The organism is Candidatus Seongchinamella marina, from assembly GCF_026262685.1.
Lineage (GTDB): Bacteria > Pseudomonadota > Gammaproteobacteria > Pseudomonadales > Halieaceae > Halioglobus > Halioglobus marinus.
In genome coordinates, this window is the sequence record NZ_SHNP01000005.1 from 417,722 (window position 1) to 444,301 (window position 26,580).

General features: G+C 54.3%; 25 protein-coding genes and 1 tRNA gene. 11 read left to right on the plus strand and 15 right to left on the minus strand.

The annotated features are described in order from the left end of the window. Positions 1-4: 4 nt before the first annotated feature. From EYC87_RS15660 to EYC87_RS15675, 4 genes are all read left to right on the plus strand, one after another. Positions 5-793 (plus strand): enoyl-CoA hydratase/isomerase family protein, encoded by a 789-nt coding sequence (locus EYC87_RS15660; RefSeq protein ID WP_279253687.1) that lies wholly within the window; start codon positions 5-7, stop codon positions 791-793. Positions 794-805: 12 nt separating this feature from the next. Beyond that, the gene (locus EYC87_RS15665) at positions 806-2,830 is read left to right on the plus strand and encodes an acetyl-CoA carboxylase biotin carboxylase subunit (RefSeq protein WP_279253688.1); all 2,025 of its coding nucleotides are present in this window, start codon (positions 806-808) and stop codon (positions 2,828-2,830) included. Beyond that, positions 2,827-3,735: a hydroxymethylglutaryl-CoA lyase gene (locus tag EYC87_RS15670; protein WP_279253689.1), complete on the plus strand. Its 909-nt coding sequence runs from the start codon at positions 2,827-2,829 to the stop codon at positions 3,733-3,735. The genes EYC87_RS15665 and EYC87_RS15670 overlap by 4 nt, the downstream gene beginning before the upstream one ends. Before the next feature lie 101 nt (positions 3,736-3,836). Continuing rightward, entirely contained in the window at positions 3,837-4,805 is a 969-nt protein-coding gene (locus EYC87_RS15675; RefSeq protein WP_279253690.1) for a transporter, read from the plus strand. Between the two features lie 9 nt (positions 4,806-4,814). Here EYC87_RS15675 and ychF read toward each other — a convergent pair whose 3' ends face one another. The 8 genes from ychF to EYC87_RS15715 form a co-directional block, all read right to left on the minus strand. Next, positions 4,815-5,909 carry a redox-regulated ATPase YchF gene (gene ychF, locus EYC87_RS15680; protein WP_279253691.1) on the minus strand — a complete coding sequence of 365 codons (1,095 nt, stop codon included), beginning with the start codon at positions 5,907-5,909 and terminating at the stop codon, positions 4,815-4,817. Between the two features lie 25 nt (positions 5,910-5,934). Continuing rightward, positions 5,935-6,522, minus strand: coding sequence for an aminoacyl-tRNA hydrolase (pth, locus tag EYC87_RS15685; protein ID WP_007230153.1), 588 nt, complete (start codon positions 6,520-6,522; stop codon positions 5,935-5,937). A 23-nt stretch (positions 6,523-6,545) separates the two neighbouring features. Then, entirely contained in the window at positions 6,546-7,208 is a 663-nt protein-coding gene (locus EYC87_RS15690) for a 50S ribosomal protein L25/general stress protein Ctc (RefSeq protein WP_279253692.1), read from the minus strand. A 70-nt stretch (positions 7,209-7,278) separates the two neighbouring features. After that, a complete protein-coding gene (locus EYC87_RS15695) occupies positions 7,279-8,211 on the minus strand; it encodes a ribose-phosphate pyrophosphokinase (protein ID WP_040542125.1) in 933 nt (310 codons plus the stop codon). A gap of 102 nt (positions 8,212-8,313) precedes the next feature. After that, positions 8,314-8,388, minus strand: a tRNA-Gln gene (locus EYC87_RS15700). Position 8,389: 1 nt separating this feature from the next. Beyond that, positions 8,390-9,238: a 4-(cytidine 5'-diphospho)-2-C-methyl-D-erythritol kinase gene (ispE, locus tag EYC87_RS15705; RefSeq protein ID WP_279253693.1), complete on the minus strand. Its 849-nt coding sequence runs from the start codon at positions 9,236-9,238 to the stop codon at positions 8,390-8,392. After that, positions 9,235-9,840 (minus strand): lipoprotein insertase outer membrane protein LolB, encoded by a 606-nt coding sequence (gene lolB, locus EYC87_RS15710; protein WP_279253694.1) that lies wholly within the window; start codon positions 9,838-9,840, stop codon positions 9,235-9,237. Before lolB ends, ispE begins: the two co-directional genes overlap by 4 nt. 4 nt (positions 9,841-9,844) lie before the next feature. Then, the gene (locus EYC87_RS15715) at positions 9,845-11,590 is read right to left on the minus strand and encodes a tetratricopeptide repeat protein (protein ID WP_279253695.1); all 1,746 of its coding nucleotides are present in this window, start codon (positions 11,588-11,590) and stop codon (positions 9,845-9,847) included. Positions 11,591-11,813: 223 nt separating this feature from the next. On the opposite strand from EYC87_RS15715, the gene hemA reads away from it, so the two are divergent. The 4 genes from hemA to EYC87_RS15735 are packed head-to-tail and all read left to right on the plus strand — an operon-like array spanning position 11,814 to position 15,829. Further along, on the plus strand, positions 11,814-13,169 hold the full coding sequence (hemA, locus tag EYC87_RS15720) for a glutamyl-tRNA reductase (RefSeq protein WP_279253696.1): 1,356 nt from the start codon (positions 11,814-11,816) through the stop codon (positions 13,167-13,169). Then, a complete protein-coding gene (gene prfA / locus EYC87_RS15725; protein ID WP_279253697.1) occupies positions 13,166-14,251 on the plus strand; it encodes a peptide chain release factor 1 in 1,086 nt (361 codons plus the stop codon). The genes hemA and prfA overlap by 4 nt, the downstream gene beginning before the upstream one ends. Next, positions 14,251-15,084, plus strand: coding sequence for a peptide chain release factor N(5)-glutamine methyltransferase (gene prmC / locus EYC87_RS15730; RefSeq protein ID WP_279253698.1), 834 nt, complete (start codon positions 14,251-14,253; stop codon positions 15,082-15,084). Before prfA ends, prmC begins: the two co-directional genes overlap by 1 nt. Further along, positions 15,074-15,829: a HesA/MoeB/ThiF family protein gene (locus EYC87_RS15735; RefSeq protein ID WP_279253699.1), complete on the plus strand. Its 756-nt coding sequence runs from the start codon at positions 15,074-15,076 to the stop codon at positions 15,827-15,829. Before prmC ends, EYC87_RS15735 begins: the two co-directional genes overlap by 11 nt. Here the strand turns inward: EYC87_RS15735 and EYC87_RS15740 are convergent. Continuing rightward, positions 15,783-17,192, minus strand: a complete 1,410-nt coding sequence (locus tag EYC87_RS15740) for an MATE family efflux transporter (protein ID WP_279253700.1) — start codon at positions 17,190-17,192, stop codon at positions 15,783-15,785. The two genes, EYC87_RS15735 and EYC87_RS15740, sit on opposite strands and share 47 nt — an antisense overlap. Before the next feature lie 104 nt (positions 17,193-17,296). Here EYC87_RS15740 and EYC87_RS15745 point away from each other — a divergent pair, with 104 nt between their 5' ends. Both EYC87_RS15745 and rhlB read left to right on the plus strand, forming a co-directional pair. Beyond that, positions 17,297-17,887 carry an HvfX family Cu-binding RiPP maturation protein gene (locus EYC87_RS15745; protein ID WP_279253701.1) on the plus strand — a complete coding sequence of 197 codons (591 nt, stop codon included), beginning with the start codon at positions 17,297-17,299 and terminating at the stop codon, positions 17,885-17,887. Between the two features lie 112 nt (positions 17,888-17,999). Then, a complete protein-coding gene (rhlB, locus tag EYC87_RS15750) occupies positions 18,000-19,397 on the plus strand; it encodes an ATP-dependent RNA helicase RhlB (protein ID WP_279253702.1) in 1,398 nt (465 codons plus the stop codon). Between the two features lie 91 nt (positions 19,398-19,488). On the opposite strand, the gene cysZ is transcribed toward rhlB, so the two are convergent. Beyond that, positions 19,489-20,226 carry a sulfate transporter CysZ gene (gene cysZ, locus EYC87_RS15755; protein ID WP_279253703.1) on the minus strand — a complete coding sequence of 246 codons (738 nt, stop codon included), beginning with the start codon at positions 20,224-20,226 and terminating at the stop codon, positions 19,489-19,491. Then, on the minus strand, positions 20,223-20,423 hold the full coding sequence (locus EYC87_RS19510) for a cysteine-rich CWC family protein (RefSeq protein WP_423243981.1): 201 nt from the start codon (positions 20,421-20,423) through the stop codon (positions 20,223-20,225). The genes cysZ and EYC87_RS19510 overlap by 4 nt, the downstream gene beginning before the upstream one ends. Positions 20,424-20,485: 62 nt before the next feature. Here EYC87_RS19510 and smrA point away from each other — a divergent pair, with 62 nt between their 5' ends. Continuing rightward, on the plus strand, positions 20,486-21,094 hold the full coding sequence (smrA, locus tag EYC87_RS15760) for a DNA endonuclease SmrA (protein ID WP_007230049.1): 609 nt from the start codon (positions 20,486-20,488) through the stop codon (positions 21,092-21,094). 85 nt (positions 21,095-21,179) lie between these two features. On the opposite strand, the gene nth is transcribed toward smrA, so the two are convergent. The 4 genes from nth to map are packed head-to-tail and all read right to left on the minus strand — an operon-like array spanning position 21,180 to position 26,504. Continuing rightward, positions 21,180-21,833 carry an endonuclease III gene (gene nth, locus EYC87_RS15765; protein ID WP_279253704.1) on the minus strand — a complete coding sequence of 218 codons (654 nt, stop codon included), beginning with the start codon at positions 21,831-21,833 and terminating at the stop codon, positions 21,180-21,182. 10 nt (positions 21,834-21,843) lie between these two features. Then, on the minus strand, positions 21,844-23,034 hold the full coding sequence (dapC, locus tag EYC87_RS15770) for a succinyldiaminopimelate transaminase (RefSeq protein WP_279253705.1): 1,191 nt from the start codon (positions 23,032-23,034) through the stop codon (positions 21,844-21,846). Positions 23,035-23,049: 15 nt separating this feature from the next. Then, entirely contained in the window at positions 23,050-25,725 is a 2,676-nt protein-coding gene (glnD, locus tag EYC87_RS15775; RefSeq protein ID WP_279253706.1) for a [protein-PII] uridylyltransferase, read from the minus strand. Beyond that, positions 25,725-26,504, minus strand: a complete 780-nt coding sequence (gene map, locus EYC87_RS15780) for a type I methionyl aminopeptidase (RefSeq protein ID WP_279253707.1) — start codon at positions 26,502-26,504, stop codon at positions 25,725-25,727. Before map ends, glnD begins: the two co-directional genes overlap by 1 nt. Between the last annotated feature and the right edge of the window lie 76 nt (positions 26,505-26,580).

The following is a 26,580-nucleotide window of genomic DNA, read 5'->3' on the forward strand; positions in this document are numbered from 1 at the left end:
ACTGATGACAAGTTATGTAACAACCACGATAGATTCGCGTGGAGTGGCGACGGTTACTCTGGATAACCCGCAGAAGCACAACGCATTTGATGACAAGATCATCGCTGAGTTAACTGAGGCCTTTACCTATGTGGATAAAGACTCTGTGGCCCGGGTAATGGTGCTGGCTTCCAGTGGTCGCAATTTTTCAGCGGGCGCTGATCTTAACTGGATGAAGCGAATGGCGTCTTACAGCCATGAAGAGAATATGCAAGATGCCCAGGCTCTGGCAAATTTGCTCAAGGTACTCAACTTTATGAGCAAGCCCACGATAGCTCGCATTCAGGGTGCTGCCTTCGGCGGTGCGGTAGGTCTGGTGAGTTGTTGTGATATGGCAGTTGCCACCGACCGCGCCTCCTTCAGTCTCAGCGAGGTTAAACTCGGTCTGATGCCTGCAACCATTAGCCCCTATGTGGTCGCTGCCATGGGCCAACGAGCATCTCGGCGTTATTTTGTTACAGCGGAGAGGTTCTCCGCCGATGAAGCACTTCGCCTTGGCCTGGTTTCGCAGGTTGTCACTGATGATGACGCACTGGATGCAGCGGTTTCCTCGCTTGTTGATTCACTGCTGGTGAATAGCCCAGCCGCGATGGCTGCCTCCAAACAACTGGTGTTTGACGTGGCGGGTCAGCCAATCAGCGATGCACTAATTGACATAACTTGTCAGCGAATCGCCGATATACGAGTTTCCCCCGAAGGGCAGGAAGGCCTTAGTGCTTTTCTGGAAAAACGCAGTCCCAACTGGATTCAGTAAACAGGTATTACCATGTCAGTACAGCATTTCGACAAGATCCTGATTGCCAACCGCGGCGAGATTGCCTGTCGCGTCATTCGTACCGCCCGCGCGCTCGGTATTCGCACAGTTGCGGTTTACAGTGATGCGGATAAGAATGCCTTGCATGTGAGTATGGCTGATGAAGCGGTGAATATTGGAGCCGCGCCTTCTCGTGAATCGTATCTGGTTTATGAGCGGGTTATCGCTGCGGCCGTTAAGACCGGCGCGCAAGCAATACACCCCGGTTATGGCTTTTTGTCTGAGAACGCAGATTTCTGCAAAGCCTGCAAAGAGAACGAGATCGTCTTTATTGGCCCCCCGGTGGGTGCTATCGAGTCTATGGGTTCCAAGTCTGCGGCAAAGCAAATTATGGGAGCGGCGGGCGTTCCGCTGGTGCCTGGCTATCATGGCGACGATCAGGGCCGTGATGTTCTCAAGTCGGCTTCAGATGACATGGGTTACCCGGTCCTGCTAAAGGCTGTTGCCGGTGGCGGTGGTAAAGGCATGCGTCAGGTCTGGAGCCCCGAAGAATTCGATGAAGCCCTGGCAGCGGCTCGACGCGAAGCCATGAATGGTTTTGGCAACGACGATATGCTGGTGGAAAAATACCTTACCCAACCGCGGCATGTGGAAGTACAGGTTTTTTGTGACAGCCATGGTAATGCCGTTTACTTGTTTGAGCGCGACTGTTCAGTGCAGCGCCGCCATCAAAAGGTCATCGAAGAGGCTCCTGCTCCGGGAATGACGGCAGAGTTGCGTGCCACAATGGGTCACGCGGCAATACGCGCGGCCCAGGCGATCGATTATGAAGGTGCCGGAACAGTTGAATTCTTGTTGGACAGTGATGGTTCTTTTTACTTCATGGAAATGAACACACGGCTGCAGGTCGAGCACCCGGTAACAGAAATGATTACTGGCCAGGACCTGGTGGAATGGCAGTTACGGGTTGCCGCGGGCGAGGTGCTTCCAGCCACTCAGAAAGAACTCAAGCTTAATGGTCATGCTTTTGAAGCCCGCATTTATGCGGAAGATCCGGACAATGATTTTTTACCGGTAACCGGTACTCTGTCTTTTTTACAGCCCCCCGAAACCTCAGCTAATGTGCGGGTAGATACTGGCGTGCTTCAGGGAGATGAAGTCAGTGTGTATTACGATCCGATGATCGCCAAGCTGATTGTTTGGGATGAAAATCGTGACAAGGCTCTGCAACGTTTAACGCGAGCCCTGCGTGATTACCGAATCAGCGGCATGACTACCAACGTCGATTTTTTGTATAACCTCGCCAATAGCGAGCCTTTCAGGAATGCAGATCTCGATACCGGTTTCATTGAAAAGCACCACAGCGATATCTTCCACGTTAGTGAGGCAGAACTGGAGCAAGAACTCCCGTTGGCAGCGCTCTATTTGCTGCTGGAACAAGAGCGCAACGCGCAGCTTGCGCGTGATTCCTCAGGTGACGTTACATCGCCATGGTCTGAGCCCAGTGCCTGGAGACTTAATGAACCCTACCTGCACAAATTCGAGCTTTGCGTTCACGAACAGGTTTATGAGGTTAGCGCTGAGCAACTCGGTAAACGGGGTGACACTCGGTACCGCATTCACTGTAAGGGTAAAACAATTCAGGCCCAGGGAAGCCTTGCCGGAAGCGAGCTTAGTGCTAATCTCGATGGTTACTTGCTACGTGCTTCGGTAGCAGAACATAACGGCAGTTTCAGCCTTTATACCGCTGACAGCGCCATTAGTTTCCGCCTGGTCAAACCTGATCTTGGAGATTTAGACGACGCCGCTGGACAGGGTGGTTTGACTGCGCCTATGAACGGCACCATGGTCACACTAATGGTTGAGCCGGGTGCGGATGTTAAGGCCGATGAGCCCTTACTGGTAATGGAAGCGATGAAAATGGAGCACACTATTCGTGCGCCACAGGATGGTCGGGTTCGCGGGTTTTATTACCAGCCTGGTGACCTGGTGGATGGCGGTGCCGAACTGCTTGATTTCGAGGTCAGCGAGTCATGAAGAATTTACTGCCGCAAAGCGTGCGTATCGTCGAGGTCGGCCCTCGCGATGGTTTGCAAAATGAAGCTCAGCCGATTTCGGTTGAGGTGAAAGTGAAGTTGGTTGAGCTGCTGGCTGAAGCCGGTCTTGGCTGTATCGAAACCGGCTCTTTTGTGAACCCTAAGTGGGTGCCTCAGATGGCCGGCAGTGAGGAAGTGTTCTCGTCCTTAAGGCGTGTTGCTGGCGTGACGTACTCTGCTTTAACGCCAAATCTAAAAGGGTTTGAGCGGGCCCTGGAGTCGGCTGTCAGTGAAGTTGCGGTTTTTACCGCGGCTTCAGAAAGTTTTACCCGTAAAAACACCAATTGCTCTATTGATGAGAGCCTGTCCAGGGCCTCCGAGTTGATGACCGCTGCGCGCGCCAATAATGTGCCGGTTCGCGGTTATGTCTCCTGCGTGGTCGGCTGCCCTTATGAAGGCGTTATCGCGCCTGCCAAGGTGGCCGAGGTCGCTTCTAAGCTGGTGGACTTGGGCTGCTACGAAATATCACTGGGCGATACCATCGGAGTCGGTACGCCAGCCAGTACAGAGGCTATGTTGAGCACAGTGCTGCAAGCGGTTCCAGCAGACAAGTTGGCCGTTCATCTTCACGACACCTATGGGCAAGCATTGGCAAATATATATGCCGCATTGCAAATGGGTGTAGCTGTTGTCGATAGCTCCGTGGCCGGCCTGGGTGGCTGCCCTTACGCCAAGGGTGCTTCTGGCAATGTTGCGACTGAAGACGTGGTCTACCTGCTCAACGGATTGGGCATTGCTCATGGAGTGGAACTAGGCAAGCTGGTGCAGGCGGGTCAGTTTATTTGTGACTCGCTGGGACGAGAGAACGGTTCCAAAGTGGCGATAGCGCTGCAAAATAAGGCATGATCTCGGTATACTAAGCTGGGATCACCTTTGCTGTCTTCCTGAAAAGTTCAATGATGTAAAATGTGCCAGACCAGACCATTCTGTGATGGCCAGAGCGGCGAGTGATCCTGATCATAAGCCTGAAACCCGATATAATTGCCAAATTAGAAATGCCGCATCCTTATTACTGCATGAACAGATTATTAGTCACCTTAGCGGTTTTACTGTCTTCTATGGTTGCCACGGGCCAGGACCTGACTCCGCGAGCTTATTGGCCTGCACCGCAGGGTACTCAGGTTTTGACTGTTGGCGTGGCCTATGACGATGGTGACACTGTTCCAGATCCATCGCTCCCAATAGGTGGTGTCGACTCTCAAATAGTGACCGGTGTAGTGGGTTATTTGCGGACCCTGAACGTATGGGGTCGCACCGGGCACTTTATTATTGAGCAGGCTTATTCTAAAGGTGATACTTCCTTTGAATATCCGGACCTTGGCGCATTAGAGTTTGACTATTCTGGCGCTGGCGATCTGGCGGCAACCCTGTCAGTGAATTTGATGGGAGCACCCGCAATGGACGTGGAAGAATTTGCCGAGTTGCGTCGCAATCCCAGACCAATTTTAGGAGCCAGCCTCAAAGTAGTGGCGCCCACAGGGCATTACGACAATGACAAGTTATTAAACGTAGGTGCGAATCGTTGGGCGGTCAAAGCTGGGTTGGGTTACACGACAGTACTGACCCCCAAGTGGTTGCTAGAGTTTGAGGCCGGAGTTTGGGTGTTTGGCGACAACGACGATTTTGTGGGACAGACGCGTAAGCAGGGGTCGATCAAGTCAGCCCAATTACATTTGGTGCGACAATTTGCTTCTGGCTTCTGGGCCTCACTGGACTTCAATGGCTACTTGGGAGGGCAGAGTGAAATTGGGAGTAGACGGTTGGATGACTTAAAGCGAGACTCCAAGATAGGGTTTACGCTATTGTTTCCCGTTGCCAGAAAGCACGCCTTGAAAATCGGCTACTCTATGGGTTCGGTCAACGACTCGGGTGTAAATTTTGACGTCTACCAATTGAGTTATCAGCGTGTTTTTTAAGCGTAGAATCTATACGTTAAAGCGGAAGTGGATAACGTCGCCGTCTTGTACAATGTAATCCTTGCCTTCAAGGCGCCAGCGTCCGGCATCTTTGGCACCTTGCTCCCCATTGTTTGCGATAAAATCGGCGTAGGAAATGACCTCAGCGCGAATAAAACCTTTTTCGAAATCGGTGTGAATGACACCCGCCGCTTGGGGTGCGGTAGAACCTACCCTCACAGTCCATGCGCGCACTTCTTTAACGCCCGCAGTGAAGTAGGTGTGCAAGCTCAGTAGCTCGTAACCGGCCCGGATGACACGGTTGAGGCCGGGTTCTTCCATGCCAAGATCAGCCAGGAACTCTGCGCGCTCGTCATCTTCCAATTCAATGATTTCAGATTCCAGTTTGTTGCATATCACGACAACTACCGCGTTTTCTTCCTCAGCTATTTCCCGGACCACTTCGAGGTGGGGATTGTTGTCAAAGCCATCTTCATCTACGTTGGCAATATACATGGTGGGCTTCACGGTGAGCAGAAACAGGGTTTTCACCAGTGCCTGTTCATTGTCGTCCAGGTCCAGGCCTCGAATGGGCTTGGCTTCGTTCAGCTGGGGTAACAACTTTTCTTCCAGCAGAGCCTTCATAGCGATCGATTCCTTGTCGCCACCTTTGGCAGTGCGGACAACCTTTTGCAACTGCTTTTCGCAGCTTTCCAGATCGGCTAGCGCTAGTTCGGTGTTGATGATTTCGATATCAGCGGCAGGTTCAATTTTGTTGGCTACGTGAATGACGTTCTCGTCTTCGAAACAGCGGACTACGTGAGCGATGGCATCTGTTTCGCGTATATTGGCCAGAAACTGGTTGCCCAGACCCTCACCCTTGGAGGCGCCGGCGACTAATCCAGCGATATCGACAAACTCCATGGTGGTAGCAACTTCGCGCTCAGGCTTAACAATAACGGATATTTTATCCTGCCTGGGGTCAGGTATGGGCACGATACCTGCGTTGGGTTCGATAGTGCAGAAAGGGAAGTTCTCGGCATCGATGCCCGCTTTGGTGAGGGCATTGAACAGGGTGGACTTGCCTACGTTAGGCAGGCCGACAATACCGCATTTGAAACCCATGAGAGTGTCCTTTAGTGAGTGGCGGCTAGGCCGCGCTAAAACTGTGTAGTCGTGTCATCGCTTTGGTGGCGTCTCCGCTTAATAGCAGGGGTAAAGCGGCGATGGCTTCGTCAATGCACGCTTCAATGCGCGTGCGATCTACTTGCGAGGGTTGGCTGAGCACGTAGCCGGAAACTTTGGATGCGTGGCCGGGGTGGTCTATGCCTATTCGCAGGCGGTGAAAGTTTTTGTTGTTGCCCAGTGCTGGCACGATGTCTCGCAGGCCATTGTGGCCGCCGTGCCCGCCGCCTTGCTTGAACCTTGCAGTGCCAGCAGGAATGTCCAACTCATCGTGAGCGATTAGTATTTCCTCAGGAGCAATCTTGTAAAAGCTTGCGATGGCCGCAACGGCCTTGCCGGAGCGGTTCATAAAAGTGGTGGGAATAATCAGGCGAAGGTCGTAGCCTGCGTAGTTAACGCGGCCGGCTAGACCAAAAAACTTCGATTCCGCCTGAAGTGGGGTGCTGCATTGACGTGCCAGCTCCTCCACGAAATCAGCGCCCGCGTTATGGCGGGTACCCCGGTATTCACTACCGGGGTTGCCCAGTCCTGCGATCAGCTTGATGGCTGTCAACGCGGGTACCGCAGAGCGAGGAATTACTCCTCGCTATCGCCTTCTTCGCCTTCAGTTTCACCTTCTTCGACTTCCACAGTTTCCTCGTCTTCGTCGCTCGTACCCTTCGGTGCAACAACAGAAGCAATAGCCAGGTCGTGGTCTTCGCCCAAAGACAGTGCTACGGAAATAACGCCCTCAGGTAAGGTGACTTCTGACAGGTGGATGATCTGGCCAGTAATTACTTCCAGCATATCCACTTCGATGTACTCGGGGATATCGCTAGGCAGACAAGAAACTTCGATGTCTGTTGCCTGGTGCTGGATCATACCGCCTTCCATCTTCACACCCGCACAGTCTTCCTCGTTCAGGAAGTGAATAGGCACGTTGACTTTGATTACTACCTTTTCGTCGATACGCAGGAAGTCGGCATGCATGACGTTATTTTTGGCAGGGTGACGCTGTAGGTCTTTTAAAATAGCTTTTTGTACTTCACCTGCAACATTGACTTCCAGCACTTGGGAGTAAAAAGCCTCATTTTCCAGCGACTTCTCAATGTCCTTGCGAACCAGAGTCAGCGACTGGGGGTCTTTGTCACCGCCGTAAATGATAGCGGGTACTTTACCAGCAAGACGACGCAGGCGGCGGCTCGCACCTTTCCCTGTGTCTTCACGCAGTTCTGCTTGTACTTCAAATTGGTCAGACATAGTCAGACTCCTTTGATAAACGCTGCAACGCTTGCGACCGACGCGGCAGCGGTAGGTTAAACGCTACTTCCTACTGAAACAGCGCGCTTATAGATTCCTCATTCGCTACTCTGCGCATGGACTCGGCCAGCAGGTCAGCGGTGGTGAGTTGGCGGATCTTTTCGATCTTCCTCGCCTCATCACTTAGAGGAATCGTATCGGTGACTACCAGCTGGTCCAGCTGCGAGTTCCGAATGTTCTCGAGAGCCTTGCCCGACAGCACCGCGTGGGTACAGTAAGCCATGACCGCCAGTGCGCCACGCTCTTTAAGAGCATTGGCAGCACTGCATAATGTGCCAGCTGTGTCGACCATGTCGTCCACCAGCAGGCAGGTACGTCCATCAACTTCACCGATCAAATTCATCACCTGGGCTTCATTAGCTCTGGGGCGACGCTTGTCGATGATTGCCAGTTCCGCTTCGTCCAATTGTTTGGCGATGGCCCTGGCCCTGACGACGCCACCAATGTCGGGTGAAACCACCATCAGGTTTTCATAGTTCTGGGCCACGATATCGTCGTTCAATATCGGTGAACCGTAGACGTTATCTACCGGACAGGAGAAGAAGCCCTGGATCTGCTCAGCATGCAGGTCCATCGTCAAAACCCTGTCGACGCCCACGGCATCCATCATATCTGCCACCACTTTGGCGGTGATGGGTACCCTTGAAGAGCGCACTCGGCGATCTTGGCGGGCGTAGCCGAAGTAGGGTACGACCGCAGTAATTCGCTGTGCTGATGCGCGACGCAAAGCATCGATCATCACCAGCAGTTCCATCAAGTTGTCGTTGGTGGGAGCGCAGGTGGACTGGACGACAAAAACGTCCTTGCCCCGCACATTCTCATTCAGCTCAACGGCAACTTCGCCATCACTGAACTTACCCACGTCCGCTTTGCCCAGTGTTAGATACAGTCGACTGGCTACTTTCCCCGCCAGCTCCTGGTTGGCATTGCCGGAAAAAACCATCATTTTCGAGGACACAGTGTGTTTCCTTTTGGATTGGAAAATGAAAATCTGCTGCAAATAAAAATAAGGCCATTCACCCTTGGGTGGACAGCATTATGAATATGGCTGGGGTGAGAGGATTCGAACCTCTGAATGCCAGGATCAAAACCTGGTGCCTTGCCGCTTGGCGACACCCCAATCAAACTTTGGGTCCTACCAGCGCATTTAGCACCGGCGACGTGTTTATGCCTCTCGCTACGAATCCGCTCATGGATTCCGGCAGTTGGCTAAGGGCTGACGTGGCTGATTGTTTGTCATCGAAGCTTGCGAACACACAAGCGCCGGTGCCAGTCAACTTTGCAGTTCCGAAATTATCTAACCAATTCAATGCGTTATCAACTTCCTTGTGGAGGTTTCTAACGAGTTGCTGGCAATCGTTCCGGGAGTTGCCCTCGAAAAAGGCGGCCATTTTGATGGGAGACGTGTTCCGTGTCAATTGCTCATTGGAAAAAATTTCAGCGGTAGAGACATGACAGCCCGGGGCGATTACCAGGTACCAGGTTTCGGGTAGTTCAACGGGGGTGAGGAATTCACCGATACCTTCTGCCCAGGCCGTGTGGCCAGCGACGAATACCGGCACATCAGCGCCCAGTTTCGCGCCAATTTTTTGCAGTGCCTTGTCGCCCAACCGTAAATTCCAGAGGTAATTCATTGCCAGCAACGTGGTAGCCGCATTGGAGCTGCCACCGCCCAGGCCTCCGCCCTCTGGTATGCGTTTTTCCAGGTGAATGCTAACACCCTGTTTACTGGTGTTTCGAGGTAGTGCCTGCGCCGCCTTTACGATCAGGTTTTGTTCTGCTGGAATGCCTAGATCAGCCCCGTGCAAACTGATTTCGCCGCTGTTGTCCGATTCAAACTGCAGGCGATCGCCCCAGTCCAGCAACTGGAATAGGGTCTGCAGCTCATGGTAGCCATCGCCTCGTTGGCCGGTAATGTGGAGAAAAAGATTAAGCTTGGCGGGCGAGAGCAGGGTGAGGGTGTCGCTCATGAGGTGAAAAAATCACGCCACTCTCGCAGCAATATTCGCGCACTGGTTGTGCCGCGAGTGGCTTGCAGCCTGGTGGGTAATTGATAGTCGCCGAAGCGGGCGAACTGTTGAAACTCCACAGTCCAGCCTTGCTGCTGCAACAGCTCGGGCAACTGGTTCGCCTCGTCTAGCTCCAGCAACTCTACTTCCAGGTCGGGATCAGGAATGCCTTTGAGCCAGTGATGCAGCGAACGCAGCGGCAGGTCCCAGCCACCGGTCTGCTGCACCTGAGGGTCATCGAGGCTCCAGCGGCTGTAATCTTCCCCCTGCCTGATTTCCATTTGCAAGCCGTCACTGTCGATCGTAGTGGCGCTAATACCCATGGGACCCGACAGGCGAACATGAGTGGCATTACCGACCTGCTGCCAGACTAAACTGACTGACTCAGACTGGTCTGCGGTGCGCAGTGCAATCTTGCCGCTGGCGGTCCAGTGTTCCAGTTGCTGCAGCTTGGTTCGTCGTGCTTCGAATGATGTGTCTTCCAGGGCGGCTTTGGGCAATCCCGCACAGCCGGCCATTAGCAGCAGGCTAAACGCGAGCAGGCTGGCGCAAAAGCGTTGCATCAGCCTAGCTGCCCGTCTGAGGTGGAGTCGACAGCGTATTGAGATCGGTGACACCCAGACGCAGCAATGTTTCCTGTAATACGGAATGGTTGGGGGCTTTTAACAGTGCTCCTTGCCATATCTGACGTGCTTTTTCGGTATCGCCATTCATCCACAGAACCTCGCCGAGATGAGCCGCCACTTCCGGGTCAGGGAAGGCGGCATAGGCTCGAGTGAGGTAGTCAATAGATTGGTCTATCTCACCCTTACGAAACAACACCCAGCCCATGCTGTCGAGAATGGCTGGCTCTGCCGGATCCAGCTCCAGTGCACGGGAAATCAAGGAATGCGCTTCATCCAGGCGATCTGTCTGGTCTGCCAGGGTATAGCCCAGTGCGTTAAGTGCGGTGGCATTATTGGGATCACGCGCCAAAATCGCCCTCAGATCCGCTTCCATCATAGCGATATCACTTTGCTGTTGACCCAACATCGAGCGGGCGTAGCGCAGACTCGCGGAATCCGGATAGGCATCGATACCGGCATTAAGTACCTCAAGTGAGGCTTGCAGAGCGCCCTCGGAACTCAGAACCTCCGCCTCGATACCGAAAAGTTGTTCGCTGCGCGAGGGAACCCGCTGTCGTTGCTGCACAAACCAGCTATGGCTGTCCTCCAACTGGCCCTCACTGACCAGTATCTGGCCGATACGCTGATTGGCGGCCAGGTACTGACGGCTGTCGCCAATTTGCATGTAGTTGGCCAGGGCTTGCTGCAATTGTTTCTCTTCTTCTGCGATTCGCCCCAGGTAGTAATGCGCTTCATCGGTACGTTTACCTGTGGCCAAGATCTGCTCTAAATAAGTAACAGCGACCACGTTGTCACCAATCTCACGGTTGATCAAAGCCAGGGAGAGCAGCAGGTCGGCATCATCAGGCGACTGCAGGGAGAGCACTTCAAACTGCTCTCGCGCCGCGTCGATATCTATGTTGGTTAACAGTCGGGCGAACTCCAACCTGAGGCGGGAGTCTTCCGGGTTGGTCTTTAACGTTCGCTTGATTCGGGCAAAAGGCTTTTTTGCCTCTATCTGGGCCAGGATTCGCGCTTCCAGGAGCAGGGCCTGATGCTGATAAGGCTCAACCTTGAACAGTGAGTCCAGTCTGCCAAGGGCTTGTTCGTATTGCTTGAATTCGGTGTTCACCAGCGCCAGGGTAAGTAACAGGGCCGGGTCTTCGGGAAACTCCAGTGCCAACTCGTTCAGTCCCTGCACCAATTGCGACTGATCAGTTGCGGCGATTTGATCGAAACCTTGCAGCAGAAGCGGGAAGTTTGCTTGTTTGCCGCTCCGGGCCACGAAGCTCATATGAGGCAGGGCTTGCACGGGCCTGCGAGATCGCGCCAGTAGCTTCGCTGCGGTGTTGTGGGCTTCTAGGTTGTCGGGTTCCTGCTCCAGCCAAAGCTGTGCCGCCCGCAGTGACTGCGCATCTTTTTGCATGAATTGAGCAAGGTGTGTGGTGTGGCTGGCTATACCGGAATCTTCCAGGATACTGGATTGCTCAAGGTAGTTATCCAGGGCTGTCTGGTAATCTTGCCGACGAATAGCAAATTCTGCGACCAGTAAGGGGTAGACACTCTCGGCCGGGAAAGCACGCTCCGGTGGCTCAGCGACTGCCGGTTCGACAGCGGCGACCACGTCCACAGTGGCTGGCTCCGGTGATGTGCTGGTGCAGGCGGTTAGCAGGGCGTAGCCCAGGGCAGTAACTAGAAGACGATACATGTGATTGACAGCGGGCGGTCCATAACAACAGAGGGGTCTATAATGACACAGGCGAGGGATGAAACCCAAGGCTCTAGCGCTTTCGGCCGAGCTGCATTGGGAACGGGCAATTTCCCCGCTAACTTGTTAAAATCAAAGTCAATTTTTAAGGAATATGCTAAGGTGCGCCGGTTTTCAGCTGAGCCTGCCACGCATCCCCGGAACCGGAGCCTGACTGCACACCATGAACCTGATCGCCCTGGGTATTAACCACAACTCCGCCGCCGTTGAGGTGCGCGAACGCGTGGCTTTTGCTCCGGAACAGGTCAACGAGGCCCTGGCGGACTGTTGTAGTGCGGCCCAGCTAGACGAGGCCGTTATCCTTTCCACGTGTAATCGCACTGAAATTTATGCCATTGCACCGGCCGATACTGTGCTTGCGGATAAAGCGGTTCAACTCATCGACTGGATGGCTAATTATCATCACCTGTCGGCAGAAGAGCTGCGTGAATCCGCCTATCACCACGAAGCAGAACAGGCTCTGACTCATATTGTCCAGGTAGCGGCCGGACTCGATTCCATGGTGCTGGGTGAGCCACAGATTTTTGGCCAGTTAAAGTCAGCCTACGCGGTTGCATCTGAAGCTGGCACAGTGAGCAATGAATTGGCACGTATTTTCCAACGTGTTTTTTCTATCGCTAAAAAAGTGCGCACGGACACAGCCATTGGTGAGAATCCTGTGTCGGTGGCCTATGCCGCAGTCGATCTGGCTGGACATATTTTTTCCGACTTGTCGAAGTGTAATGCGCTGTTGGTAGGTGCAGGCGAAACTATCGAACTGGTGACACGTCATTTGATCGAAGCGGGGGTGAGCAATATTGTAATTGCTAACCGAACGTTGGGTCGCGCCCGGGAATTAGCGCAGAAATTTGGCGCCGAAGCGGTGTTGTTGGCAGAGATTCCCGATCGGCTGCCGGCCGCAGACATTGTTATTACCTCCACTGCTAGCCAGTTACCCATACTGGGCAAGGGCGCGGTTGAACAGGCTGTTAAGGCTCGCAAGCACCGCCCTGTATTAATGGTGGATATTGCGGTGCCTCGCGACATCGAGCCACAGGTGGGTGACTTGCGTGACGTCTACTTGTACAGCGTGGATGATTTGCGAGAAATCGTTGACCAAAACCTGCGCAGTCGACAAAGCGAGGCGCGCAAGGCGGACGTTATTATCGATGAAGGTGTAGCCGCCTACGTTCAGGAAAAAAAGCGCATGGGCGCGGTGGATGCGGTTAAGGATTATCGCGGCATGGCTGAAGGCCTGCGTCAGCAGGAACTGGATAAAGCATTGCGCAGTATTGCTCGCGGGGATGACCCGGAAAAAGTTCTCAATCAATTTTCCCGGGGCCTGACCAATAAGTTGATACACGCACCGACCGCGGGCCTGAAACAAATCAGTGCCGATGGTCGGCAAGACCAGCTGCGCAGGGCGCGCAAGCTACTGGGTATCGCAGAGCCGGAGCAGCCCGCCGGCGACACCGAAGCTGGCGAGTCACTGGATTTATCCGTAGACGATACGGACCACTCGAGACATACACTGCAATGAAAGCCTCTTTACTGACCAAGCTGGAAACTCTTACTGACCGGCACGAGGAGGTATCGGCGCTGCTTGGCGACAATGAAACTATTTCCGATCAGGACAAGTTTCGAGATTTGTCACGCGAGTATTCCGAGTTGGAGGCGGTTGTCAGGTGCTATGCCGACTACAGCCAGGTGAAAGGCGATCTGGATGAAGCCCGATTGATGCTGGAGGATTCCGATCCCGACCTGCGAGAAATGGCCCAGGAAGAGATCGACTCAGGCAGTGGACGACTGGAAGAGTTGGAAGTACAGCTGCAGGCGCTACTTTTACCTCGTGACCCCAACGACTCCCATAACGTATTTCTGGAGATTCGCGCCGGCACCGGTGGCGATGAGGCTGCCATTTTTTCAGGTGATCTGTTCCGCATGTATTCGCGCTATGCCGAGAATATGGGCTGGAAAGTTGAGGTGTTATCTGAGCGCCATGGCGAGCACGGCGGTTACAAGGAAATTATTACCCGGGTAGAGGGGCGCGATGTTTATGCGCACCTGAAGTTTGAGTCCGGCGCTCACCGGGTACAGCGAGTGCCAGAGACTGAGTCACAGGGGCGCATTCATACCTCCGCATGTACGGTGGCCATCATGCCGGAAGCGGAAGCAGTAGACCAAGTCGAAATTAATAAGGCTGATCTGCGGGTCGATACCTATCGGGCATCAGGCGCCGGTGGTCAGCACGTCAACAAAACTGATTCGGCCGTGCGACTCACGCACTTGCCCAGCGGTATTGTTGTGGAATGTCAGGATGAACGCTCACAGCACAAGAACAGGGCGCGGGCAATGTCCTTGTTGCAGGCTAAATTGCTGACCAGCGCACAGGATAAGGTCGCGGAAGAGCAAGCTGAGCAGCGCCGTAACCTGGTTGGCACTGGCGATCGCTCGGACCGCATCCGCACCTACAATTTCCCTCAGGGCCGCCTGACTGATCATCGCATCAACCTGACCCTCTACAAACTGGCGGAGGTCGTTGAGGGTGACCTGGGAGCCGTAGTGGGTCCCCTGCGTCAGGAATACCAGGCTGATCAACTGGCAGCATTGGGTGGTAGTTGATGGTCAGTGTGCAGGAACTACTGCGCGGCGCCAGAGATCTACCCGGAGATAGTCCGGCGCGAGATGCCGAAATCCTGCTTGGCCACTGTTTGCATAAACCCCGCAGTTGGTTATATACCTGGCCCGAGGCGGAAGTCTCGGGCGAAGCCCTGACATGTTTTCAGCAGCTTCTGCAGCGGCGATACCGGGGCGAGCCTGTCGCCTACCTGACCGGGCATCGTGAATTCTGGTCACTTGATTTGGCGGTTGCTCCCAGCACCCTGATTCCGCGACCAGAAACAGAAACCCTGGTGGAATGGGCCTTGGAATTGCCACTGCCAGACGACACTGTTGCGCTGGACCTGGGCACGGGCACCGGTGCTATTGCCCTGGCGTTGGCCAACGAAAAACCCGGTTGGCGGGTGTGCGGCGCAGACGTCAATATCGATGCAGTGCAGCTTGCCAGCAACAATGCACTGGCTAATAACCTGGCGCGAGTGGAGTTCATTCAGTCTGACTGGTTTGACGGTGTGGAAGACAAACTCTTTAACCTGCTGGTTAGCAACCCACCGTATGTGGAAGAAGGCGATGCTCACCTGTCAGAGGGCGACGTTCGTTTTGAGCCTTTAGGAGCGCTGGTCGCGGCTGATCGTGGCCTTGCCGATCTGGACCATATCGTGAAATTGTCCCCCGATTATCTGCAGACCCGTGGCTGGTTGCTATTAGAGCATGGCTTCGATCAAGCCCCGGCTGTGCGTGAGTTGCTAGTCAGGCGCGGCTTTAAAGGGGTCGAGACCCGTCGGGACCTGGCCGGGCAGGAGCGCATTACAGGAGGGCAGTGGTTTGCTGACTGACGATCAACTGTTGCGTTACAACAGGCAGATTCTGACCCCTGATTTTGATATTGCTGGCCAGCAGCTTTTACAGGCTGCGGTAGTACTGATCGTTGGCTTGGGCGGGCTGGGTTGTCCAGCTGCGTTATACCTTGCTGCCGCTGGCGTGGGTACATTGATTCTTGCCGATGGGGATGAGGTGGAGCTGAGTAATCTGCAGCGCCAGGTGGCACACAGCGATGCCGATATTGGTTCTAATAAGGCGTTGTCGGTGGCGGCGACGATTGCTGCCCTTAACCCAGAGGTCAATGTACAGGTGCAGCCTCGGTATCTTGATGCCGGCTCAATGGCGGAGCTGCTGGCAGGTGTCGACCTGGTCGTGGATGCCAGTGACAACTATCCCACTCGATTCGATCTCAACCGGGCCTGCATTGCTGCGGGTATTGCGCTGGTGTCGGCAGCAGCGGTGCGCGACGAAGGCCAGCTGTCCGTATTTGATCCCCATCGAGCCGGTCCATGCTATCGCTGCCTTTACCCCAGTGAAGGTGAGCGCAGCGCCCTGAGCTGCAGTGAAAGTGGAGTGCTTGCGCCAGTGGTAGGTGTGCTTGGGTCCTTGCAGGCCATGGAGGCGCTCAAGGTGCTGGCGAATTATGGAGAGCCGCTACGCGGCGCCCTGCTGATGATGGACTTGCGTAATATGCAGGTGCAGCGGCTTAAGATCAGCCACCGAGAGGGTTGCCCTGATTGCTCTCATCTTGTGCGCTAGCGGTCAGTTCAGGCAGTGGCCGGCGTAAGGTCCGCAGCAAACGCCAGGTAACCAGCACGGCACACAGGCAAATACCCGCGACCAACGAAGTCCAGATGCCGGCGGTACCATCAGCGGGATTGTCCGCTACTTTGAAGCCCAGCCACCAGGCCAGCGGTAAACTAAGCCCCCAATATGACAGGCACATAATGACAAAGGGATAGCTGGTGTCTTTGAATGCTCGCAGACAATAGGATACGCCTACCTGTAGAGAATCAATGAGAATAAACAGTGCCGCCAGGTGGATGAGGCGGACGGCAATCTGGTGAATCTCCGGGTCGCTGGTATAAGCGCTGATCAGTAACCCGGGCATGGGTAATAGCAGTAGTGTGCAGGCGAGTCCCACCAGCAAGGTCAGGACAATACCGGTATTGACTGCCAACCTGACCTGAGTCTCGTTGCCGCTGCCAATAGCATGGCCGACCCGTGTGGCCATGGCCGAGCCCATACTGATGAGTGGCATGTAAATGACATCCCAGACATTGTAGGCGATTTGATGGGCGGCAATTGCGCTGTTACCCATGGTGGCAATCATCAGCGCCAGCAGCGAAAGCACGCCGATTTCCAGGAAGAAGCTCAGGCCAATAGGGGTGCCCAACATGACAATTTCCCGAATACGGGCGAAGTCTGGCTTCACCAGTCGCAGGGGCGGCAGGTAGGTATGTATGCTTTTTTCAAGGACAATGTAGCCACCAATCAGGACTGCGCCCAGCCACATTGAGATGGCTGTGGCCCAGCCGCAGCCGGCAGCTCCCATTTCTGGAAAGCCCCACTTGCCATAGATGAGTGCATAGTTGAGGGGGATGTTAGCTATAAATCCAAGCACACTGGCGATTGCAAATGGTCGTAGGATGCCAATCCCCTGGGTGTGGCAGCGCAGCGCCTGGAACAACACGGTTGCGGGCAGACCCCAGGCAACCGCTTGCAGATAGTCCAGGCTCTTCTGCTGGGTGCTGGCGTCCAATTCGAGAAGATTCAGCAACGGCTCCGCGTTGTAGCAGGCCGGGCCGACAATCAGGCCCAGTAAAAGAGCCAGCCAGAGCGCCTGGGGCAGGGTATCGCGAATATTCTGTAATCGCCCTGCGCCAAAATCCTGGGCAACCAGCACCGATGTGGCGAGCATGATGCCCAAAGTTAGCAGGAACAACGGCAGCCAGATGTTGTAGCCTATGGCGATAGCGGCGAGATCCATGGCGCCGTATCGGCCCGCCATAATCGTGTCCACCACACCCGTGCCCATTTGGGCGAGTTGGGCAATAATGATGGGCCAGGCGAGAATGACCATGGCGCGGGCTTCATCGCGGTAGGCGTTCCACTGACTCATGTTTGAGAATTTGTGTCCGTAATAGGGTGTTAATATTGCCGCGAAGGAAACCTTTTGCGGGTTAGAGCTGTCACAGAAAAAACAATCCAGTAGGGAACTGTTCGATGAATGCGATCGCCGGACTATATTACAACATACATAACTTCATTTTTCCGCGACTACAGCACCTTGATGGGCTTGCTCCATTAGCTTTGCGCCTTTATCTGGTGCCGATTTTCTGGATGGCGGGAACCAAAAAACTGGCTGGGATAGACAGCACCATTGAGTGGTTCGGCAATCCCGAATGGGGCCTCGGATTGCCCGCACCGGAACTGCTGGCTTACATGGCCGCCTACACCGAAGCAATAGGGGCCCTGTTGTTGCTATTGGGTCTGGCCACACGTTGGATCTCTATTCCTTTGATCGTCACTATGTTGGTGGCGATTTTTGCGGTGCACTGGGACAGCGGCTGGGCCGCAATAGCCGATTCCAGTTCCCAGGAAGTAGCGGTGCGTCTTGGCGCTGCCAAGGATATTCTGCGCGAGCACGGTAACTACAGTTGGCTGACTGAAAAAGGCAGCTTTGTCATTCTCAACAATGGCATCGAATTTGCGGTGACTTATTTGTTAATGCTGTTCGCGCTGTTATTCACCGGTGGTGGTCGTTATGTAAGTGTGGATTACTATCTGTCGCGACTGTTTCCCAACCCGCGTTAGAGCCCGATTTGACCCTGTTATAGCCACGGTCGCTATTTTTGATCAATCCACCTATGAGCTGGGAAAAATGCTAGACTAGCGCGTTTTTTGACCAGCCACAGGAATCATCGAATTGATCAAGAGTTTAGTTGGGCGTCTGTCCGGCAAGAAAGAGCCGGCCCGCGAGGCAGCCCAGTCTTCCCCCGCACCGCAGAAAGCTCCCCGCAAAGAGCAGTCTCATCAGCCCCATTCTGAGAAGGGCCAGCACCACGAGGCGAGCAAACAGGGTAAGGGACGCAATCGTCGCCAAAGCAAGCCAAAGGCTGCGGCCGCTCCGTGGAGTGTCGAGCAGTTTCAGGTTGAGGAGAAAGAGGGCGAGACCCGTTTTCATGATCTGGGGCTGCGAGACGAGTTGATGCACGGCGTTGCTGATCTTGGCTTTCAGTACAGCTCGCCGATTCAGGCACAGGTGCTGCCTCACACGCTGCAGGGCCACGATGCCATCGGCAAGGCGCAGACGGGTACGGGTAAGACTGCTGCTTTCCTGATTACAATTTTTAATGACCAGTTGTGTCACCCCATCGAGGGCGAGCGCTTTGTTGGCGAGCCCCGCGCGCTGGTGATTGCACCTACCCGCGAGTTAGTGATGCAGATTGCCGCTGATGCGGCTGACCTGGGTAAACATACCGGATTGCAAGTGGCCACCCTGATTGGTGGCATGGACTATCAGAAGCAATTAAATCGCTTACAGCGTGACGTAATCGACCTGGTGGTCGCAACCCCTGGCAGACTGCTGGACTTTATGGGGCGTCGTGACCTGTTCCTGGATCATGTGGAAGTACTGGTGCTGGACGAAGCGGACCGAATGCTGGATATGGGTTTTATCCCTCAGGTAAAACGCATTGTCCGCGCCTGCCCGCGCAAGGAAAGTCGACAAACCCTGTTATTCTCCGCGACATTTACCCAGGACATTATTAATCTGTCGCAGCAGTGGACATATGAGCCGGTCACCGTAGAGATTGAGCCGGACAGTGTGGCGACGGATACGGTTGACCAGAAAATATATATGGTGAGTTCGGAGCAGCGATTCCGGGTGCTGAATAACCTGGTGCGCAGCGGTGACTGCAGCAGTGTGATTGTTTTCGCGAATCGCCGCGATCAGGTGCGTCGTTTGCATGAGCGTCTGCGTAAAGCGGGGGTGAAATGCGGTGTGCTGTCGGGAGAGATTCCCCAGGCCAAGCGTACTCGCACCCTGGAGCAGTTCAAGAATGGTGAGATTACCGTGTTGGTTGCCACCGATGTTGCTGGACGTGGTATCCATGTAGACGGCATCAGTCACGTGGTGAACTACAATTTACCAGAGGATCCTGAAGATTACGTTCACCGTATTGGTCGAACCGGTCGCGCGGGCGCCACTGGTACCTCTATCAGTTTCGCTAGCGAAGATGATGCGTTTCTGCTGCCAGACCTTGAGGCGCTGCTGGGTGCCCCCCTGGAATGCACGCACCCGCCTGCGGAGTTGCTAGCCTGATCAACGGCTTGCCTTCTTACCCCCGCCCGGGCGGGGATTCAGTATTCTGGAGGCGATAAACTGGCTTAGTGGCGGTTGGGTGTAGGTTCCGTTATCTCACCCGATCCAGTTCCTCGCACCACAGCAAAGTGGCGCCTACCACCGCTGCTGGAACTACGAAGAAATTAACAATCGGGATTCCCGTGCACAGGGCGACTACTCCACCAAAACCCATGCTGCTCAAGCGTCGGCTGCGCACGGCCTCCTTTACATCGGCAAAGCTTAATTGGTGATTATCCATGGGGTAGTCCACGAACTGAATAGACATCATCCAGGCGCCTAAAAGGAACCAAAGTAAGGGTGCAATAGCGTTCAGTCCCGGAATAAAGGTGATTAGCAGTACAAACGCCGCCATGGGCACGTAATACATCAATTTAGCCAGTTCTCGAATGATGCCTCGTGGCACCAGCATCAATGCATTGGCCAGGCCTTCAGGGCCACTCACCGGCTTTCCAGTCACCAACTCCTCTGCTTTTTCTGCCAACAGGCCATTGAATGGCGAAGCGATGATCAGCGCCACGGCGGTAAATAGATAACCGGTAATCAGGCTGAAGGTGATGCCAATCAGGGGCCAGAGAATCCACTCGATAAAGCCCAGCCAGTCTGGAATCCAAGACAGCAAGCTATCCATAAATTCAGTCAGGTAACTGAACCCGTAGCTGATTAAGGTGCCGAAGATGAGTATGTTGATTGTGAGCGGCACTAACACGAACAGGCGTAAAGATGGGTGCCCCAGCATTTTTGCTCCATCCAACAGATAACCCACTCCTCCAACGATATTACCTTTCAATTTTCACTCCTCTCACTTTTGCCACAGGTCCGGCAGATACAGCGAACACCGCGCTCAGATTCGGGCAGCGCGTTTAATGCTATAGCAGAGATATCCGCCTGCACACACCAGCAACTGTCCGCGGAGCGGCCCGCTGCGATAGCACATAGATTGTCGCTGTCACACAAGGGGCACTTGTCGGCGCTGTTGTTGTCCATGTTTGTGTGCCTACTGCCATTCTTTGGACGCTATAATAGCCCACAGCAGAGTGAGTGTATCTATGACAGACGATGAAGAGAGCTTGTTCCTCGACGAAATGACGGACGTCGCCCCCCTTAAGCGGGAGCGGCGGGTGCGCGTGACACCCAAGCAGAACGACCGCGACACATCGCTGGAGCAGCGGCGAGAAGCGGCGGTGCTGGACAAGACCCGCGATGGCAATATTCTGACCGAGGATGGTCTCGCCGTTACGCCGCTGGACCCCTGGTATGTGCTTGAGTTCAAGCGCCCCGGTATCCAGAATGGTGTTTTTCGCAAGTTGAAACAGGGGCGCTATGAGGCCGAAGCGCGATTGGATCTTCACCGTATGACGGTGGCGATTGCCCGCAAAGAGCTGTACGAGTTTATTCAAGAGACTTATGGCCTCGGTATTCGCAGTGTAATGGTTATTCACGGCAAGGGAGAGAGCAAGGCGGAGCGCGAGCGCAGTTCTATCCTCAAGGGATGCACTGATCACTGGCTGCGGGAGCTTGAGATCGTGCAGGCGTTTCACAGTGCGCAGCCGCGGCATGGTGGCACCGGGGCTGTTTATGTTCTGCTGCGTAAGAGCGAGGATAAGAAGCGCGAGAACCGTGAAAAATTTATGAAAGGACGGATTTCTTACGATTGATCTGCTGACGAAAAATTCGACGCGGGAAGTTCCGGTGTGGGCTTCTTACTCGACAGCCATTTTCAGCGCCGAGATTATGAGAGCGCTAGGCTTTAAGTGTCTTCTTAGGGTGCTTTCGATGCGGATAACAGGTGGTACATATCTCGCACACCCGCCCATCACAGCCCCGGGCAGAGCAAAACTCACGGCCATAAAAAATAATCTGGAGATGGAGCCTGTTCCAGTGTTCCTCTGCGAACAGACGCTTTAAATCACGCTCGGTCTGCACCACATTCTTGCCCGAGGTCAGCCCCCAGCGCTGGGCCAGGCGATGAATGTGGGTGTCTACTGGAAACGCGGGTACGCCAAATGCCTGAGACATCACCACGCTGGCAGTTTTATGCCCCACTCCTGGAAGTCGCTCCAGGGCCTCCATATCTGCCGGTACCACTGCATCGTGCTGGTCCAGCAAGATTTCGCTCAGGCGTTTAATCGCCTTTGATTTTTGCGGAGATAAGCCACAGGGACGAATAATTAGCCGGATTTGCTCAACGTCCAGCGACGCCATGTCGTGCGGATTATCAGCCAGGGCAAAAAGAGCGGGAGTCACCTGGTTGACTCGCTCGTCGGTGCACTGGGCGCTCAACAGCACGGCGATAAGCAAGGTGTATGGATCGGTGTGGTCCAGGGGTACCGGCGTTTCAGGATACAGTGCCTGCAGGCGCTGGAGAATGTATTCGACTCGTTCCGCTTTTAGCATCTGTGACTACCTACAATCTACCCAGCAGATGAACCATGCGCTGGGCGGCTTCCACGCACTGGTCCAACTCTGCTACCAGGGCCATGCGCACACGGTTTCTTCCCGGATTAATGCCCTGTGCCTCGCGAGCAAGGTAACTGCCAGGGAGTACGGTGATGTGTTCCTCCGAATATAACGCCCGGGCGAAATCGGTCTCGGGAACTGGTGTTTTTGGCCACAGGTAAAAGCCCGCATCAGGCGAGCTGACATTAAGTTGTCCATCGAGAGTGGCTATCACCGCCTGAAACTTCTCCCGATACAGTGATCGGTTGGCAACGACGTGTGCCTCATCATCCCATGCGGCCACACTGGCGGCTTGATGATGCGGTGGCATCGCGCAACCGTGATAAGTTCGGTAGAGCAGGAATTTAGCCAGCACGTCGGCGTCTCCGGCAACAAAGCCGGATCGCAGTCCTGGCAGGTTGGAGCGCTTAGATAGGGAGTGAAAAACCACGCAGTTGCGGTAATCGTGTTCGCCCATGGTGGCGCAGGCTTGCAGCAGCCCCGGTGGTGGATTGTCTTCATCAAAATATATTTCCGAGTAGCATTCATCGGAGGCAATGATGAAGTCGTGCTGTTGCGCGAGCCTAACCAGTTGCTGCAATTGCTCAATGGGAGTAATAGCGCCAGTGGGGTTTCCCGGGCTGCACAGAAACAACAGCTGGCAACGTTGCCACTGCTCATCACTGACGCTGTCGAAGTCGGGAAGAAAGCCGTTATCTTCGTTGCAATTGATAAACACGGGTTGAGCACCAGCCAGCAGCGCAGCGCCTTCGTAGATTTGATAAAACGGATTGGGGCTCAGTACCAGCGCGTCAGGTCCCGCGGTCACCACAGCCTGGGCAAAGGCGAACAGGCCTTCCCTGGTGCCGTTCACGGGTAACACCTGACTTTCGCCGTCCAGGCCTTGCAATTTGAAGCGTCGTTGTAGCCATCCCGCAATTGACTCCCGTAACTCGGGTATGCCTTTGGTTAATGGGTAATTGGAGAGCTTATCGAGGTTTTCAGCCAGGGCCTGCATCACAAATCGCGGGGACGGGTGCTTAGGCTCTCCTATCGACAGAGCAATGTGTGATTTGTCCGCAGGAGGCTGCAGATCAACAAATAGTTGCCGCAACTGTTCGAAAGGATATGGCTGTAATTTCAGCAGATCGGGGTTCATTAGGGAGTCCGCAAATCAGGCGACTGCTTGCTCATTCAGTTCATCGCGAATCGCTTGCTGAATGGCTTCGCATAGCTCGGGGTCGGTGATGGGCTGTTGCTTTGCATCGGTGATGAAGAATACGTCCTCTACTCTTTCTCCCAGCGTTTGAATTTTAGCCGCCTGAAGCTCAATGTCGTACTCAACAAAAATGCGGCCAATGCGGGCGAGTAAGCCTGGACGATCCGGAGTGGCGATTTCGAGCACTGAGTAGTTTTTCACCTCGTCCACAGCCATGGCTGTTTCAGTCGGCACGGAAAATGATTTCTTGGCCCGCGGTGTGCGTCGCTGCACGATATCCCTGGCGTTGGCGGTATCGCTGAGAGTCTGCGACAGGTGTTCACGAATATGGTTGATGCGAGTGCTGTCTTCTGCGATGGACTTACCATCAGAACCCAGAACGAAAAACGTATCCAGAGTCATGCCATCGTTGGCGTTGTAGATGCGAGCATCGTGGATTGACAGGTCCAGTTGTTCCAACTGCGCGCAAATTCGGGAAAACAGTTGCGCATGAGAGCGAGCGTGAATAAATATTTGGGTGGTGTTGGCGACGTTGGAATCTAAGCTGGATCGAATGGCGACCAGAGGTGTGCTTTTGTCGTGATGGCCTGCAATCGCCTCGGTGTGCCAGGCGATATCTTCGGCTTTCTCTCTGAGGAAATAATCCTCGCCTCGTTCCTGCCAAAGTTCTTCAATTTCCTCGATCGTAAAACCACGATATTCCAGCGAATCAATCGCGGTTTCTCGGGTCTCGTCAATCCATACCTGCTTGTCGACGGGGTTTTCGAGGCCACGTCGCAGCGCGCGTTTGGTTTCGGTATAGAGCTGGCGCAACAGGCTTCCGCGCCAGGCATTCCAGAGGGTAGGGTTGGTGCCGTTAATGTCCGCAACCGTAAGAGCAAATAAATAGTCCAGCCGGTCCTGGTCTCCCACGTGCTGGCCAAATTGTAGAATGACATCGGGATCGGAAATGTCCCTGCGTTGCGACACGGCCGACATGGTCAGATGGTTTTGTACCAGCCAGACAACCAGATTGACATCGCGTTTACTCAGGCCATGTGCGGTGCAGAACTTTTCCGCATCGAGAGCTCCCAGTTCAGAGTGGTCTCCGCCGCGACCCTTGCCTATGTCGTGAAACAGGCCTGCCAGATAGAGCAATTCAATTTTGGATAATCGACTGGCGACTCGACTGGTTACCGGGAAGCGGTCTGCAAATTCTGGAATCTGGAAGCGTCGCATGTTCTCGATCACCTCCAGCGTGTGTGCGTCCACAGTATAGGCGTGGAACAGGTCGTGCTGCATTTGGCCAATAATGCTTCCAAACTCGGGTATGTAGCGCCCCATCACGCCGTAGCGCACCATGCGTTTAAGTTGGCGCGTCAGTTTATAGGGCGAACGCAGCAGATCGATAAACATTTTTTTGTTGATATCGCTGGCGCGAAAGTTGTCATCAATCAGATGCAGGCTATTGCGCAGCAAGCGAATAGTGGGCGCGGCAATACCGTTGATCGCATCGTTGCGAGCGCTGAGCAGGAAAACCTCGAGAATGGCGGAAGGATCTACGTTGAAGACGTTATCGTTGCGAGCTTCAATATAGCCGTTGCGCATTTGGAAGCGGCCATTGAGTTCCAGAATTTCGTGGTCGCCCTCTGCGGTCAGCAGGTCCTGATCAAAATTCTGGATCAGTACTTCATTGAGCATGCTCAGCGCCTGGGCAGAGCGGTAGTAGAGTTGCATGAATTGCTCCACCGCCAGCTTGTCCCCGTCCTCGAAGCCCCACAGTTCGGCTAGCGAGCGCTGGTGGTCGAACAGCAGACGGTCCTCTTCCCGCTTGGTCAGCATATGCAAGGCATAGCGCACCTTCCACATAAATTCGCGCTCTCGCTTGAGAATGTCCATTTCTTCTGGATTGAGGAATTCTTCCGAGGTTAGCCTATCCAGAGACTCAACGCCGAAGTGGCGCTCGGCGATCCAGCCGATAATTTGCAGGTCACGCAGGCCGCCTGGAGAACTTTTTACGTTAGGCTCCAAATTGTATTCATTGTCGGCAAACTTGGTATGACGTGCTCGTTGCTCTTCCAGCTTGGCCCGGTAAAAATCTGGGCTTGGCCACATTTCTTTAGGGCCGGTAAGATGACGTACCTCACCCATTAGCTGCTCTGGTCCGCGCAGGACTCGCGCTTCCATCAGGTTGGTGAGAACGGTGATCTCCGCCGCGGCTTTCTCCACGCATTCAGTCACTGTGCGGACGCTGTGTCCGATATCCAGTCCTATGTCCCAGAGCAGGGTAAGGAATTTTTCCAGCTGGCTTTCAGCGCCTGTGCAGTCCTCTCCTAACAGAATAAGGATATCCACGTCGGAATGAGGATGCAGCTCGCCCCTGCCATAGCCGCCAACAGCGACCAGTGCAATATTCTCGGATTGCCATCCCTGCTGATCCCAAAGACTGCCCAGCAGGGCATCTATAAATGAGGCACGTTGGCGCAGCAACATCCCTGTCTCAGCGCCCTCACGAAACCGCTGGTGTAATACGGCAGTAGTTTCTGCGATAGCCGTTTTGCAAGCATCCAGCGCGTTACCGCTGCTGAGTCCCGCGGTAAATGCGGCAGTGTCGAACAAGTCCCGGGGCAGGGTGGTCGGGGTTGAGTTCACTAGCTGCCCTGAAAGCTTTCGCTCGAGCGACGGGTGAAAATCTCGCATCCGTCGGCAGTGACACCCAGAGTGTGTTCCCACTGTGCAGATAAACGACCGTCCCGAGTGGTGACTGTCCAACCGTCTTTCTGGTTGAGCTTGGTTTGGCGTTTGCCCGCGTTAATCATCGGTTCAATGGTAAAGGTCATGCCTTCTTCCAGAACCAGTCCAGCACCTTTTTTGCCGTAGTGGAGCACTTGGGGGTCTTCATGAAAGACTTTGCCAATACCGTGGCCGCAGTATTCACGCACCACTGAATAGTAGTTCTTCTCAGCATGGGCTTGTATCACCGCTCCGATGTCGCCCAGAGTGGTGCCGGGGCGGACAATGTCCAGCGCCGTGTAGAGGCATTCCTGGGTGACTTGAATCAGGCGCTGGGCGTGGGGAGCTACGTCGCCCACTTGCACCATAATGCTGGTATCGCCGTGATACTCCTCTTTGATCACAGTCACGTCGATATTGACTATATCGCCATTTTTTAACTTTTTGGATTCAGAAGGAATGCCGTGACAGACCACATCGTTGATAGACGTGCAGATAGAGCGGGGAAAACCGTGATAATTCAGGGGGGCAGGAATTGCGCCCTTGCTGATTATGTAGTCGTGGCAGATGCGATCAAGTTCGCCCGTTGTTACGCCCACCTGGGCGTGAGGCTCTATCATTTCCAGTACCTCGGCAGCGAGTGCACCTGCCACCCGCATCTTCTCTATCTCATCTGCTCTTTTAATTGTTACGGCCATGCACAACTCATTGATTTAACAGGTAAAAAATATTGCCTTTTGCCTATCGAGTAGGCGGTAGGAGGAATAGTCTACC

Bases quoted from the DNA above. Each gene is read 5' to 3' on its own strand.
- ychF (WP_279253691.1), bottom strand. From the start codon at position 5,909: ATGGGTTTCAAATGCGGTATTGTCGGCCTGCCTAACGTAGGCAAGTCC.
- nth (WP_279253704.1), bottom strand. From the start codon at position 21,833: ATGCTAAAAGCGGAACGAGTCGAATACATTCTCCAGCGCCTGCAGGCA.
- EYC87_RS15695 (WP_040542125.1), bottom strand. From the start codon at position 8,211: ATGGTTTTTTCCGGCAATGCCAACCAGGAGCTGGCGGGGAAAGTAGCC.
- map (WP_279253707.1), bottom strand. From the start codon at position 26,504: ATGGCCGTAACAATTAAAAGAGCAGATGAGATAGAGAAGATGCGGGTG.
- ispE (WP_279253693.1), bottom strand. From the start codon at position 9,238: ATGAGCGACACCCTCACCCTGCTCTCGCCCGCCAAGCTTAATCTTTTT.
- EYC87_RS15690 (WP_279253692.1), bottom strand. From the start codon at position 7,208: ATGTCTGACCAATTTGAAGTACAAGCAGAACTGCGTGAAGACACAGGG.
- EYC87_RS19510 (WP_423243981.1), bottom strand. From the start codon at position 20,423: ATGGACAACAACAGCGCCGACAAGTGCCCCTTGTGTGACAGCGACAAT.
- dapC (WP_279253705.1), bottom strand. From the start codon at position 23,034: ATGAACCCCGATCTGCTGAAATTACAGCCATATCCTTTCGAACAGTTG.
- EYC87_RS15740 (WP_279253700.1), bottom strand. From the start codon at position 17,192: ATGAGTCAGTGGAACGCCTACCGCGATGAAGCCCGCGCCATGGTCATT.
- lolB (WP_279253694.1), bottom strand. From the start codon at position 9,840: ATGCAACGCTTTTGCGCCAGCCTGCTCGCGTTTAGCCTGCTGCTAATG.
- EYC87_RS15670 (WP_279253689.1), top strand. From the start codon at position 2,827: ATGAAGAATTTACTGCCGCAAAGCGTGCGTATCGTCGAGGTCGGCCCT.
- EYC87_RS15665 (WP_279253688.1), top strand. From the start codon at position 806: ATGTCAGTACAGCATTTCGACAAGATCCTGATTGCCAACCGCGGCGAG.
- smrA (WP_007230049.1), top strand. From the start codon at position 20,486: ATGACAGACGATGAAGAGAGCTTGTTCCTCGACGAAATGACGGACGTC.
- hemA (WP_279253696.1), top strand. From the start codon at position 11,814: ATGAACCTGATCGCCCTGGGTATTAACCACAACTCCGCCGCCGTTGAG.
- EYC87_RS15715 (WP_279253695.1), bottom strand. From the start codon at position 11,590: ATGTATCGTCTTCTAGTTACTGCCCTGGGCTACGCCCTGCTAACCGCC.
- EYC87_RS15660 (WP_279253687.1), top strand. From the start codon at position 5: ATGACAAGTTATGTAACAACCACGATAGATTCGCGTGGAGTGGCGACG.
- prmC (WP_279253698.1), top strand. From the start codon at position 14,251: ATGGTCAGTGTGCAGGAACTACTGCGCGGCGCCAGAGATCTACCCGGA.
- prfA (WP_279253697.1), top strand. From the start codon at position 13,166: ATGAAAGCCTCTTTACTGACCAAGCTGGAAACTCTTACTGACCGGCAC.
- EYC87_RS15745 (WP_279253701.1), top strand. From the start codon at position 17,297: ATGAATGCGATCGCCGGACTATATTACAACATACATAACTTCATTTTT.